Source organism: Streptomyces sp. NBC_01410 (genome assembly GCF_045040195.1).
GTDB lineage: Bacteria > Actinomycetota > Actinomycetes > Streptomycetales > Streptomycetaceae > Streptomyces.
This window is the reverse complement of record NZ_CP109530.1, coordinates 373,399-388,643: the sequence shown is the minus strand read 5'-3', so window position 1 is coordinate 388,643 and position 15,245 is coordinate 373,399. Positions and strand designations below refer to the sequence as shown.

12 protein-coding genes and 3 pseudogenes are annotated in these 15,245 nt (G+C 68.0%); 5 read left to right on the top strand and 10 right to left on the bottom strand.

Features of this window, described 5'->3' with window-relative positions; genetic code table 11:
* The first annotated feature begins 160 nt into the window (after positions 1–160).
* Positions 161–1,037, top strand: a pseudogene (locus OG741_RS01830) (IS5 family transposase).
* A 231-nt stretch (positions 1,038–1,268) separates the two neighbouring features.
* Positions 1,269–2,123 (top strand): tetratricopeptide repeat protein, encoded by an 855-nt coding sequence (locus tag OG741_RS01825; protein WP_405605345.1) that lies wholly within the window; start codon positions 1,269–1,271, stop codon positions 2,121–2,123.
* Between the two features lie 519 nt (positions 2,124–2,642).
* Here the strand turns inward: OG741_RS01825 and OG741_RS01820 are convergent.
* The gene (locus OG741_RS01820) at positions 2,643–2,771 is read right to left on the bottom strand and encodes a hypothetical protein (RefSeq protein ID WP_405594396.1); all 129 of its coding nucleotides are present in this window, start codon (positions 2,769–2,771) and stop codon (positions 2,643–2,645) included.
* Between the two features lie 5 nt (positions 2,772–2,776).
* On the opposite strand from OG741_RS01820, the gene OG741_RS01815 reads away from it, so the two are divergent.
* On the top strand, positions 2,777–3,382 hold the full coding sequence (locus OG741_RS01815) for a DinB family protein (RefSeq protein ID WP_405594393.1): 606 nt from the start codon (positions 2,777–2,779) through the stop codon (positions 3,380–3,382).
* Between the two features lie 12 nt (positions 3,383–3,394).
* Positions 3,395–3,766 (top strand): transposase, encoded by a 372-nt coding sequence (locus OG741_RS01810; protein ID WP_405594391.1) that lies wholly within the window; start codon positions 3,395–3,397, stop codon positions 3,764–3,766.
* 47 nt (positions 3,767–3,813) lie between these two features.
* Here OG741_RS01810 and OG741_RS01805 read toward each other — a convergent pair whose 3' ends face one another.
* A complete protein-coding gene (locus OG741_RS01805; RefSeq protein WP_405594389.1) occupies positions 3,814–4,338 on the bottom strand; it encodes a hypothetical protein in 525 nt (174 codons plus the stop codon).
* Positions 4,339–4,471: 133 nt separating this feature from the next.
* Here OG741_RS01805 and OG741_RS01800 point away from each other — a divergent pair, with 133 nt between their 5' ends.
* Positions 4,472–5,059, top strand: coding sequence for an immunity 21 family protein (locus OG741_RS01800; RefSeq protein WP_405594387.1), 588 nt, complete (start codon positions 4,472–4,474; stop codon positions 5,057–5,059).
* A 322-nt stretch (positions 5,060–5,381) separates the two neighbouring features.
* Here OG741_RS01800 and OG741_RS01795 read toward each other — a convergent pair.
* The 8 genes and pseudogenes from OG741_RS01795 to OG741_RS01760 form a co-directional block, all read right to left on the bottom strand.
* Positions 5,382–5,510: pseudogene (locus OG741_RS01795) on the bottom strand (IS630 family transposase); the annotation flags it as partial.
* A 649-nt stretch (positions 5,511–6,159) separates the two neighbouring features.
* Positions 6,160–7,694, bottom strand: a pseudogene (locus OG741_RS01790) (DUF1996 domain-containing protein); the annotation flags it as partial.
* A 356-nt stretch (positions 7,695–8,050) separates the two neighbouring features.
* Positions 8,051–9,223: a hypothetical protein gene (locus tag OG741_RS01785; protein ID WP_405594385.1), complete on the bottom strand. Its 1,173-nt coding sequence runs from the start codon at positions 9,221–9,223 to the stop codon at positions 8,051–8,053.
* A 376-nt stretch (positions 9,224–9,599) separates the two neighbouring features.
* Entirely contained in the window at positions 9,600–10,829 is a 1,230-nt protein-coding gene (locus OG741_RS01780; protein WP_405594383.1) for a mannosyltransferase family protein, read from the bottom strand.
* A 32-nt stretch (positions 10,830–10,861) separates the two neighbouring features.
* Positions 10,862–12,181, bottom strand: a complete 1,320-nt coding sequence (locus OG741_RS01775; RefSeq protein WP_405594381.1) for a hypothetical protein — start codon at positions 12,179–12,181, stop codon at positions 10,862–10,864.
* Entirely contained in the window at positions 12,181–13,464 is a 1,284-nt protein-coding gene (locus OG741_RS01770; RefSeq protein ID WP_405594379.1) for a glycosyltransferase, read from the bottom strand. The genes OG741_RS01775 and OG741_RS01770 overlap by 1 nt, the downstream gene beginning before the upstream one ends.
* A gap of 160 nt (positions 13,465–13,624) precedes the next feature.
* Positions 13,625–14,116, bottom strand: a complete 492-nt coding sequence (locus OG741_RS01765) for a hypothetical protein (RefSeq protein WP_405594376.1) — start codon at positions 14,114–14,116, stop codon at positions 13,625–13,627.
* A 10-nt stretch (positions 14,117–14,126) separates the two neighbouring features.
* Positions 14,127–14,633 carry a SigE family RNA polymerase sigma factor gene (locus OG741_RS01760; RefSeq protein ID WP_405594374.1) on the bottom strand — a complete coding sequence of 169 codons (507 nt, stop codon included), beginning with the start codon at positions 14,631–14,633 and terminating at the stop codon, positions 14,127–14,129.
* Positions 14,634–15,245 lie beyond the last annotated feature (612 nt).

Genomic DNA, 15,245 nt, shown 5'->3' with positions numbered 1-15,245 from the left:
TCCGAGGAGACGACGGAACACGGCCGTTGGCGTCGGCAGGCAACCGGTGGACCGGGCGACTCAGGTCTCGGGGCAGTCGAGACCGTGATCGACCAGACGAGTCTTAGGTCCTGTCCGGTGGATCATGTGACCGTCTGAAGGCTGGGTCGTTGTGCTCGGCATGGGGCGGGGTGATCTCACGAACGCGGAGTGGGTGCGGCTGGAGCCGCATCTGCCTGTTGTCGGGCGGCGTGGAGGACGCTGGAGCGATCACCGCAAGGTGATCAACGGAATCCTGTTCCGAGTCCGAACCGGCATACCGTGGCGAGACCTTCCCGAGCGTTTCGGCAGTTGGAAGACCGTCTACGAGCGCCACCGGCGGTGGTCCGCCGATGGCACGTGGGACCTTGTCCTGCGCGCCGTTCAGGCCGACGCCGACCTGGCAGGCCGGGTCGACTGGAGCATGGTCAGCGTCGACTCGACCTCCTGCCGAGCTCACCAGCACGCGGCCGGGGCACGCAAGAAGGCGCCACGCGTCCCGAAAAAGGAGCACGCCCCGGCATTACCGCCCCGACGAGGGACTTGGACGGTCCCGGGGCGGTCTGACCTGCAAGATCCACCTCGCCGGGGAAGGCGGCTGCCGCCCACTGGCCTTCCTGGTCACGCGGCCAGTGGGGCGACGCGCCGCAGATGATCGAGGTCCTCCAAAGGATTCGGGTGTCCCGGCCACAGGGCGGCCATCCACGAACCCGGCCGGACCACGTTGGTGGCGACAAGGCATACAGCTCACGCCGCAACCGCCGCTACCTGCGAAGACGCCAGTTCAAGCACACGATCCCCGAGCCGAAGACCAACGGGCCAACCGCAGACGCCTGGGCAGCAAGGGCGGCCGGCCCACCGGCTTCGACAAGGGGATCTACAAGCGCCGCAACGAAGTCGAGCGCACGATCAACCGACTCAAGAACTACCGGGCCGTCGCGACCCGTTACGACAAACGCGCCTGCGTCTTCCACGGCACAGTCACCACAGCAGCAATCCAACTATGGCTCCGCCAATGATCCGCCGGACAGGCTCTAGTCCTCCTGGCACTCAGTCAGCGATGCCATCACCGGCACCGCGTCTGCTCGTGCCTCCAGGTGGCGATTGTGTGGCATCGCGCAGGTGCGGCCCACAGAAATCGACGTTTGGATGTTGCCGGAGACCGGTGGTGGCGGTGAAGCTTTCGGGACCGTGGAACCGCGGGGACCAAGACTGCCTGGGTTCCCGTAATCTCACGGCTTGTGAGTTTCATGCGAATGGTGCGGGGCGGCTCGGGGCTCAGCTGGGCCGAGGGCGGGGTGTCCGGGGTGTCGCGTTGGCAGCGGAGGGAGCTCGACTGCCTCCGTGACCTGTTCGAGGCAGGCGAGTACGAGGAGGCCGAGGCCCGGGCGAGAGCTCTGGCGGCCGCGCCACGGCGCGTCTGGGGCCGGAGCCCCATGGTGGTGTGGCTGGCCAAGGCCTTTGCCACGGCGGCGGCGGCCGCTCATGGGCGCGGGACCGAGGTGCTGGCCGAGATGGAGACTCTGATCGCGGAGTTGGAGCGGGCCGTTGGCGCCGAGCGGACACTGCTGTTGGCGGTCCGGGAGAACCGTGTGTCGGTCCTCGTCGACCAGGAAAGGCATACGGAGGCGGAGGCCGAGGCGCAGGACATACTGCGCGGCGCAGCCCGTCTCGCGCTCCTCACCGAGGTGTGGAGGGTCGAGCTCTCCGCATTGGCCAATCTGGCAGCTGCTTTGTGCGGGCAGGATCGCTACGAAGAGGCCGAGGCCATCGCCCGCGGGAATCTGCCCCGTGCGGAGGGGAATACGGCTGCCACCCTGCACCGTGTCCTGGTGCGCAGCCTGAGCGGGCAGGGCCGACACGAGGAGGCTTTGGCCGAGGCAGGTCGGCTCACGCCGCTTTGGGTCCGTGCCCAAACCGGAACTCTGAGCATGGCTACCGCCGCAGCCCTGCATGGCGTAGGCCGCCGCAGTGAGGCAGAAGCTGCCGCCCGTCAGGCGCTGACCGCCTGTGAGCAGTTCCTGCATCCGGCCCACCCCCGCATCCAGGAAGCCCGCACACTGCTGGCGCGCATTACCGCGACCGAGGATCCGCTCGCCTCGTGAAACCCCACATGATCGTGGATGGTTGACGCCCAAGTCGCTCTATCCGGGCCGGGAGTGGCGCGTGCCGTCGGTGCAGTCGGCGGGATCATCTTCCGGGGACGTCACTCAGGGGGTGACGTCTCTGGTGGTGGATCGGTAACAGGTCCCAGGGGCTCGAAGGCGACGATCACGGCGGGGTCCAGGCCGCACTCCGGGCAGCGCTCTTTGTCGCAGATCCCTTCATCGGGCCGTGGACTCGACCGGATTCGGGTCGCCTCGATGACGTGTCCGCAGTACAAGCGCAGCCGCCACCGATGCAGTTTCCACGCCGGGACTGGCGGGCCGAGGAGTTGGCGCAGCCGTTCCCGGCTCTCTCCTGAGGCGGAGGTGGGGAATTTGGCAACTTGACGTTGGACCCACCCGTGAATTCGTACCTTCTCTTTCTGCCGGCGGTGGTCGGCCTTGGTCAGCTGGTAGTCCCCCAAGGGCAGCCCGTGGCTCAGGTATTCGACTCCCATCTGGATGAGGCTAAGAGGTTGTTCACGTGGCAAGTTTCGCGAGCTTCTTGTAGCAGGTCAGAGCGGCGCCCATGGCCAGGCCTCGGCTCTGCCAGTCGTTGCGGACCACGTACGGGATCTTGAGACCACGAGCAGCCCATGGCAGGCTCATGCAGCATGATCGATGAATTCGCGAAAGACAACCTGCACGGGAGACTGCGGCGGGACCGCAAGGCGCTGCTCTGGAAACTCGACGGCTTGTCCGAATACGACGCCCGCCGGCCTTTGACAGCGACCGGGACCAACCTCCTCGGCCTGGTCAAACACGTGGCCACCGTCGAGGCCAGGTACTTCGGCGAGGTCTTCGACCGCCCTTCCCCGGAACCGCTGCCCCGGTGGCAGGACTCCAACGGCAGCGATCTGTGGGCGACCGAGGACGAGACCCGCGAGCAGATCATCGGGTTCTACCGGCGCACGTGGGAACACTCTGACGCGACGATCAACGAGCTTCCCCTCGACGCCCCCGGCCACGTGCCGTGGTGGCCGGAGCCTTATGCCGACACGAACCTGTTCGCCATCATGGTCCATGTCCTCGGCGAGTCCATCCGGCATGCCGGGCACGCCGATATCCTGCGCGAGGGCCTCGACGGCCGGACCGGGTTGCGCGCCGAACTCGAGAAGCAGATCGACGAGGAAGCCCGTGCAGCCTACTGCGCGAAGATCGAGCAGGCCGCCAGGTCGGCCGCACCAATCAAGGCTTGGAGGTTGTCTCACGTGACTTGATGTTCGTGCGGCATGATGCCGGTCGTGGGTGCTGATCTATCGAAGCGTCTGGTTCCTGATGAACTCTGGGAGCTGGCCGCCCCGTTGCCGCCGTCGTTCGCTGCTCGTCCGCAAGGTGGGGGGACCGCTCCGTGTGACGAGCGGGCCGTGTTCACGGCAGTGGTGTACGCGCTGACCAGCGGCTGTGCCTGGCGGCATCTGCCGCCGACGTTCGGCACGTCGCCCGCCACCGCGCATCGCCGCTTCACGGTATGGACCGAGGCCGGCCTGTGGCGTCGGCTGCACCGGGCGGTGCTGGACGAACTCGGGGCCCGGGGCGAGGTGGACTGGACCTCGGCGATCGTCGACGCGGCCTCCGTTCGCGCCAAAAGGGGGGATCGCTGACCGGGCCGAACCGGTCGATCGCGGGTGAGCATGCCGTCAGGGCAGAGTCAGCAGCCGGGGCCGATCGGCGGAGACGATGTCAGGGCGAGCGCGGCGGTCCGCAGCTCGGCCGCCCAAGTCCGCTGGTCAAGCCCCAACGTGTACTCAATGCAGCACCCGCATTGCGGGATCAGCGACACGAACGATCGCTCCGCCGCGGTTTCGACCTCTGTCTCCCACCAGTCGTCCGTCGCCAGGTCGGCGGGAGCGATTTCTCCATCGATGAGTCTCGCGGCCAGCCGACGCAGAGCGTGGCGCCGTGCCAGGCTCGGATCAGGCAACTCGATTCCGGACTCGGAGAGTGCTTGCTCGAATGCGTCGCGGATATCGCGGGCATCTGCGTGGCGAGGCCAACCGGCGAGCTCGCACAGCGTCGGGGTGTCTACCCCGGCCGTGAGTGCCTCAGCAGCGATCATCGGCAGGTCCTCGGGGCGTATCTCATCCGCCTGATAACGGCACGCCACCTCACCCAGAGAGGTGAGGCCGCTCTGCATTGAGGCTTTCGGTTCCGGTTTCGTTCCTGCTGCTCCCATGACTCGTACGATGCCAGCACTGTTCCCAACGAGGGTGCCCAGGGGTGCGGCCCGATGGTTGTTGCCTGAGCCGTCCCTGGCCCTCGACCAGCATGCGGCGAGCGTTGTCAGTTGCTGAGGGCACACTGGCGGTATGAGCTCCTCCTCGTCCACCGCAGCCGATACGTCCCATGCCTCCCTTGTCTGGGTGGATTCGATGGGCGGACCTTTGATCGTCATCCCCGTCTCCGCGCTGGGTGCTTGGCGCGGGTCCACGGGGAGCGGGATGGTCGCGGGGGATGCGACCGATGCGGACGACTACGACAGGGCCTGTGCGGTGGACGATCTGGCCGGTGCAATCGCCGTTGGTGGGAGCGGTGTGCAGGCGTTGGTGTTGGGGGACGAGCCCGCCACCAGCTGCTATCTGCCCGAGCATCGAGCCTTCCTGCGCTGGCTTGCCGCCGACTCCGCGGATGGGCTGAAGGCCGCGGCCGAAGCTGTCCTCGCCGATCCCGCCACCCGGTGGGAGGAATGCGGCACATGGGTCACGGACGGCCCGGCTGTGCTCATGGATTCCGCTGAGGCGGGTGCTGAACTGAACGTCGAGTATCCGGGTGGGGGGATGCCTGCGCAGGCACCGGTTCCACTGCCCGCCGGCCGCTGGAGGGTCCGCGCCTTCCATACCGAGGCGGACGAAGAGAACTGGGTTGGCCTGGTTCAGATCGTGCCCGTCGAGGACTGAACGGCAGATTCCGTGCTGGGGTGCTGTGTCAGGTGGTCGGGTTCCACCACAGACGCCGCTCGTCGAGGGTCCCGAACCGTACGCCTCCGCGAACAAGGCCAACGAGTATGGGCCAGCAGTCCAGTAGCCGTTGCCTCTCATCACGCGAGGCGAGGTACTGCACACACTTGTAAGGCACGATCAGGAGCCCGTTACTCTCGCGGACACGTTCTGTGTCGATGGCAAGGGCGGCTCGTCGTCGCGTTGGCTGCGTGCAAGGAACTCGACCGCGATTCGTAGGGCTTCTTGCTGTTCCATGATACGTCTCCAGTCCGTCGGCGGAACGCGCGGACAGCAGCACCATCTGGGCCCGCCGCCAGGTCGCCACCGAGCCGGTGCCTCTGCCGATGATCCGCAGCAGGCGCTTCCCTTCATCGCTGTCGATTTGACGGACGTGTACTGGTTCTGCCACCCGCGCAGTCTGGTGCGATGAGAGGAAGTGTGGGGGCAGACCCGGGAGACGGTGATTTCGATCGGTGTGTGGCGTCCACAGCAAGACCTCGGCGTGCCAGTGGCGTCGGGCGCTCGACGAGGCTCTCCGGAAACAGCAGAAGCCGACTCGGGATCGGCGCCCGCCCTGGCCGGACCTGAGGTGTTGGTCCGGCCAGGGCGGGAGTGACGCCGCGCTATCGATGACGGGCGACCCCACGTGGGGTGCGACGCGTCCGGAGAAGCACGATGCCTGCGATCAGCAGCACGGCTCCGGCCGCAGAAGGCCACAGCTGGGCGCCGGTAGCGGCAAGTCCTCCCTCTCCGGCCTGCTGCTCGCCGCCGCCGTCAGGTACCAGGTCGTTCTTGCCGACGGCCGGAGTCCTTTGCGCGCTCGGTGCGTTGGCACCGGGTCCAGTCGCATTCTTGGGCTGTTGGACGTCACCCGCGGTGTTGGGAGTGCCGTGCGGGTGCGGTGTGGTGGTACCCGGCCCGGCTGCATCCTTGGGCTGCTGCACCTCACCCGCGGTATTGGGAGTGCCTCGCGCGTTCGGTGTGCCGATACCCGACCCAGCCGCATCCTCGGGCTTCTGCACGTTGTCGACGGGAGGGGCGCCGGGGTCGCCGGGGCCGCACTCTTGTCCGTCGTTGATGCAGCTCACGATGTTCCGCATGAGGTCGTCGTCGAAGACATTGATGAAGTCGCCGTGATCGGTCACCGGCTTGTGCAGCTGCCCGGGGAAGGAATCGACCGCGAACACCGCCCGGTTGTCCCCCTCGAACACCGGCGACGGCACGTCGTAGACGATCCGCTGCACGACCTGCGGAATGGTCCGGAAGCCGTTGGGGCAGCTGCCGTTCTGGTCGGTGAAGGCCACGTGTGTGCGGTGGTTGGCACTGTCGGTGTTCTGACCGTCCCAGCAGCTCTGGAACTTGAAGGTCCGTACGACCTTGCTACCCCCGGGGCAGATCGGGTACTTGTCCTTCAGCTGGCGGTCCTCGAAACCGGTGCAGCTCCAGGAGGCATTGGCGTTCGCGTTGCCGTTGACGAACGCCTTGGCATCACCCGTGATGATCCGCAGAAAACGGGGCATGGCCGTGAGCTTGCCGACCGGACTTCCCACGAAATTCAGCGTGACCCGGGCGGGAGTCTGGATCTCGCCGACGTTCTTGTCCTTGCCGCCGCCGTCGGCCTGGGCGTCGTTCTCGTTCTGCCCGTTCTGCAGGCGCAGCACGGGCCAGTAGTAGGTCGACTTGTCACCCGGGTTGCGGCACGTGGTCTGACCGTTGGCGCGATCGTCGTCGCTCGCGAACGCGTCGTTGGCCTGGTTGCCCACGTAGTCGTGCATATGGTGCGCGCCATTGCTCACGCCGGGTGCAACGATCACGTTGTCGGGATTGAATTTACCATTCGCGTTTACACCGCAGTCGGTCCAGAAGGTACCGCGGGAGGCGTCGCGGACCGTGCGGGGAACCTGAACGCTGGCTGGACGGACTGGATATCGACGAAGTCCGAGGCCTCCGGCCCGTTGCCCGCCTCGCCGCCGCTGCCGTTCTCCTGTTGGCCGTTGCCCTGCTCGCCGTTGCCGTTGTTCTGGCCGCCGTCGCCTTTCTGGGCGTCGCCCTGGTCCTGCCCCTGGCCGTTGCCCCCATCGGTGTCGGCCTCGTCTGCGTCATCGACTTGCAGAGTGCAAGGGGCCATTGACTCCAGTCCCTGCGGATGCTGCCCGGTCACACGGCTGATGGCTATGGCTATGCGGTCGATGCTCGCGGCGCGCTTGTCCTTCAGCGGCCCGAGGACAGCGTTCTGGGCGAACAGCGGATCCCGCTCTACTTGTTCCTTCTCGTCGGCGAAACGCTGGTAGGCCTCGGTGATCTGGCTGTCCAGCGTGGCAAGTTCGCGGTCGACTTCCGCCCTGGCTCCATCCGGCACCTCGGGCAGCCCGTTGGCAACCTCAGGACACTTGATGGTGGACGCAGAGGGGCCGGCGCTCTGGGTCTGACTCTGCTGTTGCTCGTTCTGTTCTCCCGGCCATTGCCCCCATCCTTCGCTCGCGGAGGCGTACGAGTTGGTGGCGATGAGGCCACCCCCGCCCAGCATGAGCGCGATCGAGGCAGCGACGACTCTGTTGCCCTTTTTTGAGCGTCTTCGGGCTGTATATCTCAATGGGACTCCTATGCTGCGTTGCCGGTCGACCGCCAGGGTGAGCCGACTGTGAGGGAAGAGCCGTGCTACATACGGAAGAGACCCGCGGAATGTTCAATGCGAACAGCAATTCGTCGCATCCCTCAGCAAGGGGGGCACGGGGCAGGAATCAAGGGCTGTGCGCGGGCGCGCGCGAGACCCCACTCACGCCCAAAGCGGCCCGCCATGCGCCAGACGCTCGTCCGCGCCTTCTGGTGCTCTCGGGCCGGCCAGGCATGCGGCGTGGCAATGCCGTGATCAACGATGAACACATGACCGGTTGGCATTCACCCGCACTCTCGCGTTGGTCTGGGAGAAGATGACGGCGGCAGACCGAGTCAGGCCAGGAGGACTTCGATCTCATGCTTGGCGAGGAACTGCAGGATCTGCTCGAAGGTTGGGGATGCGTCGTGTGTGAGGGGGCGCGGACCGAGGCAGGTGCGGGCGATGTGGTGGTCGTCCCAGACGAGAGTGAACGGCCGCTGGAGTCCGCGGTTTTCCTCGAAGCAGTACTCGATGGTGCCGAAGCACGAGCCGAAGTACCCGCGTGGTCCGTGCATGGCCTCGCCGAGGGCAAGGCTGAAGGCCAGTACGTCGGTGACGTGCCTGCCGTCCAGGTGGTACGTGGCGCCCGATAGCGCCTCGGGCGTAGGTCGGGCCGAGAGATTTCTCTGCGCGGCTCTGGACCATGCGGCGCGGCCGGCCGTGCCAAGTGCGGCCCAGAGGTTGGGTTCGGTCGGCGGTCCGGCCGTCCAGAGCTCATGGGCTTCGCGAGCCCCTGCAGTCCGGAAGTCGTCGCACGAGACATTCAGCGTGAGGTCGACCTGTCCGGTTCCGGGAGTGGAGTAAGACCACGACTCGACATGCAGGCATGTCCGGTGTTCCTCGATGGCGCGGCCCATGCCGTCGAGCGGGCACAGATAGGCCCCGCCCAGGTCGAACTGGTCGTCACCTGATTCCAGTGCGGCGAGTAGTCGCCCGCTCGGCTCGCACCTCAGCAGCCGCAGCGGTATCGGGTCGGGCTCAGGCTGCTTGTCGATCAAGGCCACCTGCCTGCACGACCCCCAGGGCTCCTGGTTTCTGCTGTAGAGGTGGAAACCCTGGAACAGTGGGGGCACCTCCGGAATCTCCGGCTGCTCGTTCACTCCAGCCGCCACATTGTCCTGGCGTCCCTCGACAGTGATGTCGACCCGGGTCGGGTCGCCGAAGCTCGGGCGAACGTTCAGCACCCGCGCATCCCCGAGGCACCACACATCCCAGATGGGCTCGACGGGCCTTGCGTTCCGGTCCAGGGCATGCACCGTCAGCAGACCGAGCGGCGCAGAACCGTCGTTCTGTGCCTGAGCCGCCGCACTCGCCAGCTGTCCCTCAGGAGCGCAGTCCCGAAGTTCGTAGTGGTGGCGGGCGGGAGGCGGCGAGTCCACGTAGTACCCTTTGGCCTCTGCGCAGAGGGCCAACGTCTCCTCGGACTCGTCCCCGTTCTCGATCTCGCCGGTTATCCGGAACTGCACTTGCGGGCTCACCTCGCTGCGAAGGGCGTGAACGTCGGGACGATCTCCCTGCCGAACGGCAGAATCGAGACGCAATCAGCATGAAGTCGGCGATCCCCAACGAGACTTGGGATGATCGTAGTGCCCGGAAGCCAGCGGGATGCCGAGTGTCGGGTGTGTGCTCGAACGACACTGCGTGGGCAGCGAGGAAAACGGCCCGACACGCATTGACGAGCGACCACAACTCGGGCGTGGTTCCTCACCGAACTGAAGCGGACCGCCATGCGCATCGAAGCAGCCGTGCGGCCGCAGGCACCGGGTGTCGGCTTCGGCCCTTCCCCTTGAGGTCGCGGGTTTCGTGGACCCGGCCGTCGTTGGTCCACTGGCCGCCGAGGGGTCAGCCGCTCCAGTGGCCCGACGTGAAGGTCACCGCGAGCACCACGGCCAGCGGGGCCACCGCGCCGACATATGCCTCCTTTACCCAGCCGCGTCGCAGGCTCCAGTGGGCCAGGCCGGTCCACAGGGGCCACCAGAGCAGGGTGGCGCGGGGGATGGACAGATACCAGTACGACGTCCCCAGGGCCCAGAGGGTGAGCACGATGTAGACGGCCTCCGGCCAGCGGCGGCGGTACAGCAGCCAGGCCATCAGCAGGAGCCCGGTCGCCATCGCGGCCAGCTCCAGTTGGAACTCCCAGGCGTAGCCGGTGGTCTGGAGATGATCGAAGGCGTTGTGCCAGGTGTTCCGGAACGCTTCGGCGGGGGTGTGGAAGTTTCGGTTCCAGCCGCGTTCCTGGGCGTGCTTCCAGGCCATCCAGTCGCCGGTGTGCGCGTACAGGTAGGCGGTGTAGGCCGCGGCGGGCAGGACGGGCAGCGCGCACCAGAACAGGGAGCGCAGGCGGCGGTGCACGCGGCGGTCGTCCTGGGCCAACAGGAATTCGACCGTGATCGCGGCGGCCAGGAACAGACCGCTGACCCGGGCGGTGGTGGCCGCGGCGGTGAGGAGACCAGCGAGGGGCCACTTGCGGTTCTTCGCCGCGAGCCAGGCCGGCAGCGCGAACGCGAGGAAGAGGGATTCGGTGTATCCGACGGCCAGGAACACCGCGGCCGGCGACAACAGCAGGAAACCCGTGGCCCGTTGGCCGGCCAGGGCGCTGTCCGGTCGGCCGAGTCCGGCGATCCGGGCCAGGGCAACGACGGCCACCGCACCGCTCACCAGGGAGATCAGCAGGCCGGCCACGGTCCAGTCGGTGATGACGGTGTGTACGGCGCGCAAGGTGAGCGGGAAGCCCGGGAAGAACGCCACCAGGTTGTCGGATGCGCCTTCGTCCCTCGTGAAGGCGTCGAAGTATCCGTACTCGGCTATGTGTTGATAGTGCGCCCAGTCCCACTGCTCCCAGCGGGACAGCCAGCGGGCGGGTGTCTCGGCGTCGGATCCGGCGGGCGACAGCCAGGAAGTGCAGTAGGCGACGAGCCACAGCCCGAGGCGCGTGAACAGATAGAGCCGTAGCACCCTGAGGTCCGCGGGGGTCAACCGGTCGAGCAGCCGTCGCTGCACCGGAGCAACCGGGGGCTTCTTCCCTGTGGGGCTTAAAGGGTTCCGTTCGGCGACGGGCAGGGTCGTGGTCATCGGGCATCCATTCCTGAGTCCGTGTCCGTCGGCTACGGGACGCCGAGTTCGAAGAGGGCATAGCCCGCGTACGAGCCGGAGGCCAGAGCCGCGATGCCGAGCAGCGTGAACTGGCGGATTGCGCTGAGGCGGCGCAGGGCGAGGGCGAGCGGGAGGAAGAGCGGGAAGACGGGGAGCAGATAGCGGGAGACGTTGCCGAATATCTGCTGGCTGCCCAGAACGAGGACGAGGGTCAGGACGGTGTACACCACCAGTACGGCCGGGGGACGCAGCCGGATCAGCAGTGGGAGCAGCGCGAGTGCGAGCAGGACGACACCGACGCCGATCAGGTCCGCGAAGGGCCATGCGGAGAGGTAGTCGGAGTGGCCCACCGGGACGGACGTGAGGACGTCGAGGGTGTGCCTGCCGTAGTCGAACTCGTGGGCCCAGGCGCCGGACTGGAGCTTGAAGTAGCCTCCGTAGTCACCCATTTGGTGACCCACCCAGCCCAGGTAGGAGATGAGGCCGAGCGGTGCGACGGCCATCGCGGCCAGCGGGCGCAGGACGCCGTCCCGGTCCCGGTGCCGGTGGAGTGCGAGCAGGGCGGCGACAGCCAGGGCGGCGATCAGCGCCACGGCGGTGGGTCGGTTGAGCCCGGCCGCGCAGGTGAGGAGACCCGCGGCGAGCCAGCGGCGGCTCATGACGGCATGGCAGGCCCAAACGGCAAGGGCCACGTAGAGGGAGTCGGAGTAGACCGCCCACTCCACACCGGAACCGGGCCAGACGGCCCACAGTCCGGCCGCTGCCAGCCCGGCCCGCCTGCCTCCGAACCGCGCAGTGACGGCGTAGATTCCGAGGGCGGCGAAGATGGAGGCGACCACGGAGACCAGCAGGCCGGCGCCGTACAGGCCGAGGCCGGTGACCTCGGAGACCAGCCGAATCAGGGCCGGGTAGAGCGGGAAGAACGCGGCCGAGTTGCCCTTGAGGGTGATCAGGCCGGTGGCTCCGGGGATCTGGACGAGTTCGGGGTGGTACCCGTGCTCGGCGATCTGCTGGTACCACCAGCCGTCCCAGGTGGCCAGTACGTCCCAAGGGTGGTCGCCGCCGCCGAAACGCGGGTGCTTCTCCCGGTAGTCCCCGGCGGAGTCCAGCAGGTACATGAAGACGGAGAAGCCGATGAGTTTCAGCGTGCCGTACATGGCCAGGACGGGGCCGTAGCGCCTGGCTGCACGGCGCAGCAGCCCCCACCGGTCGGGAGGGCGATGGCCAAGGGGCTCGTCCGACAGCCTCGGGTTCAGGGCACTCGTGTGGGGGGTGGGCGGGTGAGTGGCGGTCGTCCGGGCGGCGGTCGCATCCATGCCGGTGGTCTTCATCAGGCCACGGACCCCGTCCGGTCACGACGTGGTCCGGCGCGGAACACCCACGCCCGGAAGAGCAGAAACCGCAGCAGTGTCCCAGCCAGGTTGGCGACGACCAGTACGGCGAGTTCGCTGCGGGGCGCGGCCGAAGGCACCACGTGGTGCAGAGCGGCGAGCGATCCACTGGTGAGCGCCAGTCCGGCCAGGAAGACCACCAGCCCCCTGCCCTGGTGGCGCAGCGCACCGCCGCGGCCGCGGAGCCCGAAGGTGAGCCGCCTGTTCGCGGCCGTGTTCGCGACGGCACAGACCAGCAGCGCGAGCGCGTTGGCGGCCTGGGATCCCGCCGCCGGGCGCAACGCCGCGTACAGCAGCAGGTGTCCGAGGGTGCTCACCGCTCCTACGGCGGCGAAGCGCGCGAGTTGGGTGACCAGGCCGCCCGGCGGCTCGCCGCCCCCGCCGCTGCGGTGCAGCGTGATCGGCAGGAGTGTGCCGCGGGCCAGCGCCGCGCCGATCCTGGCGATGCCGCGCAGGTCGCCCAGTGCCGTGGTGAGGATGTCGACCCGGCTGTCGGGATCGTCCACCCAGTCGACAGGCACCTCGTGGATACGCAGCCCAGCCCGCTCGGCGATCACCAGCAGTTCGGTGTCGAAGAACCACCCGGAGTCCCGCACCAGAGGCAGCAGCCGCTCGGCCACATCACGCCGCACCGCCTTGAAACCGCACTGCGCGTCGGAGAATCCCACGGCGAGGGTGGAGCGCAGGAGGGTGTTGTAGCAGCGGGAAGTGATCTCCCGCTTGAGGCCGCGCACCACCCGGGAACCGGGGGCCAGGCGGGTGCCGATGGCAACGTCGGAGTGCCCGGAGATCAGTGGGGCGACGAGCGGCAGCAGCGCGGCCAGTTCCGTGGACAGGTCCACGTCCACGTATGCGAGCACCGGGGCCCGCGACTGCGACCAGGCGGCGCGCAGCGCCCGGCCGCGCCCCTTCTCAGCGAGCCGCAGCCACTGCGCTTCGGGTAGTTCGTCGGCCAGCCGGGCGGCGATCTGCGGGGTCCGGTCCGTGCTGGCGTTGTCCGCGACGGTGATGCGGAACGGATAGGGGAAGGTCTCGCGCAGGTGTGCGTGGAGCCGCCGCACGCTCGACTCCAGATCCGTCTCCTCGTTGAACACCGGGACGACCACGTCCAGGACGGGCTCCGGGTGGTGCGTCGGCACCGGTGCGCGTTGCGGCAGACGGTTCAGATCCTGAACCGCGACCTGGTTCTTGTCCTTGAGGGCGAACAGCCCTTCATTTTCCATGATTTGTCCTTGTTGTGCTCTGATGCAGGGCATGCCGAAGGCACTCGGGGCAGTGCTCCGGGGAGCAGGGGTTACGGATTGCGGATGACGGCCGCGCGTTACGGGGTGTGGGTCGCGGGCTACGCATTCGGGGGGCGGGTTCGGCGCCCCGCCGGACCCGCTATCCGGACCCCGGCGACGGCGGCGGGCTCTGCGTGGTCGCCGTGCCCGAAGGCGGGGGTGGCGTCGAGAACGGTGGCGTGGTGACCGCGCTGCCGGACGGAGTGCCAGAGGTCGCGGTCGAACTGCCGGTAGTGGCAGGCGGTGTGGCCGTGGTCAGATCCGGGAGCGCGGGGGCGGTAGAGGTGGCCGAGGAGGAGGGCGCGCTCGGCGACACCTCCGGCGTCGCATCCGGCGCGGAGGGCGAGGGGCTCGTCGCGGGCTGTGGACGGGGACCGCTGGGCTCGACCCGGTCCGAGGCGTGGGGCAGAAGGAGCAGCCCGACGGCGAGTCCGGCGACAGCCAGGGCCGAGCCGGCGGCCCGCTGTGCGGTCCGGGTGCGACGGCGTGCCGAAATGCCTGCCTGGAGACGTTCCCCGTGCTTCGGCTCGAAGGATGCGGGTTCCTGGGTGTCGCGCATCATCTGCGCCAGCCGCCGCTCGAAGTGATCCATGGTTCCCCCTTCACCACACCGGGTCGATGACATCGGCCAGGATCTGCCGCAGTCGCGCCACTCCACGTGCGGCATGAGACCGAGCCGTGCCCACCGGGCACCCCAGCACCTCCGCCACATGCCGCTCGGGCAGATCCTGGTAATAGCGCAGCACCACAGCCACCCGCTGCCTCGGCGGCAACTGAGCCAGCGCGGCCTCCAGTCGAGAGCGCTCCGCCACGTCCGCGGACAGATCACCCACCATCGCCTCCTCGGGCAGCCGTTCGACGGGGCGTTCACCCCACCAACGCCGCAGGCCCGAGCGTGCCGCCGCGCGCACCATCACTTTGCGGACGTACGCCTCCGGCGCGTCCTCCGCGACCTTCGGCCAGACGAACCAGAGCTTGACCAAGGACTCCTGCAACAGATCCTCGGCCCGATGCCGATCGCCCCCGACGAGCAGACGGGCGAGGTGGACCAACGCCGACCAGCGGGCCGCCACGAACTCGTCGAACTCACCGGCCCGAGCCTGCTCCATTCGCACCCCCCACTCTCGCCAGTTGCCTACACCATGGGAAAGGCACTGGCACGCGCCTCGCTATGCACCCACTGCCCGTGATCTGGATCACGCAATTGCCGCACAAGGCCGCGGGCCCACGCCTGCACCGCACCTGTGGCAGCGCTTCGCCACCCCGGGTGTGACCCTCCTGGGACTGGTGGAGGCCTCCGCGCAGGCACAGGCGGACGTTGCTGACGTTTGTCCGGCCGCTTGCGCGGCCTGCCCAGCCCGATCCGGAGCACGCGGATCTTCTCCACCGGCGAGAACTGGATGCAATGAGCCCGCTGACCCGTCGTAATGACCAGCGACAACGGACGACACCCTCCGTCCGCGCTCAGGTGGACCTTGGTGGTGAACCGGACGCGGGAGCGGCCGAGTCCTTCACGTGCCGAACCACCTCCGCCAGGCGGGCGAGCAGGGTCGACCAACCGGTTCGCCCTGTTGGCCCGGCAGCGGGGCCCCTGTGACGCGGTGCCCGGCAGCGCAGGCGCCGCTACGCGAGCGCCGGGCGCGTGCTGATGGGCACTACTGAGCTTGAATTCGTGATGTCGTGCGAGCTCAGCCAGATGTGGTTGTCCATGCGCGGCCATG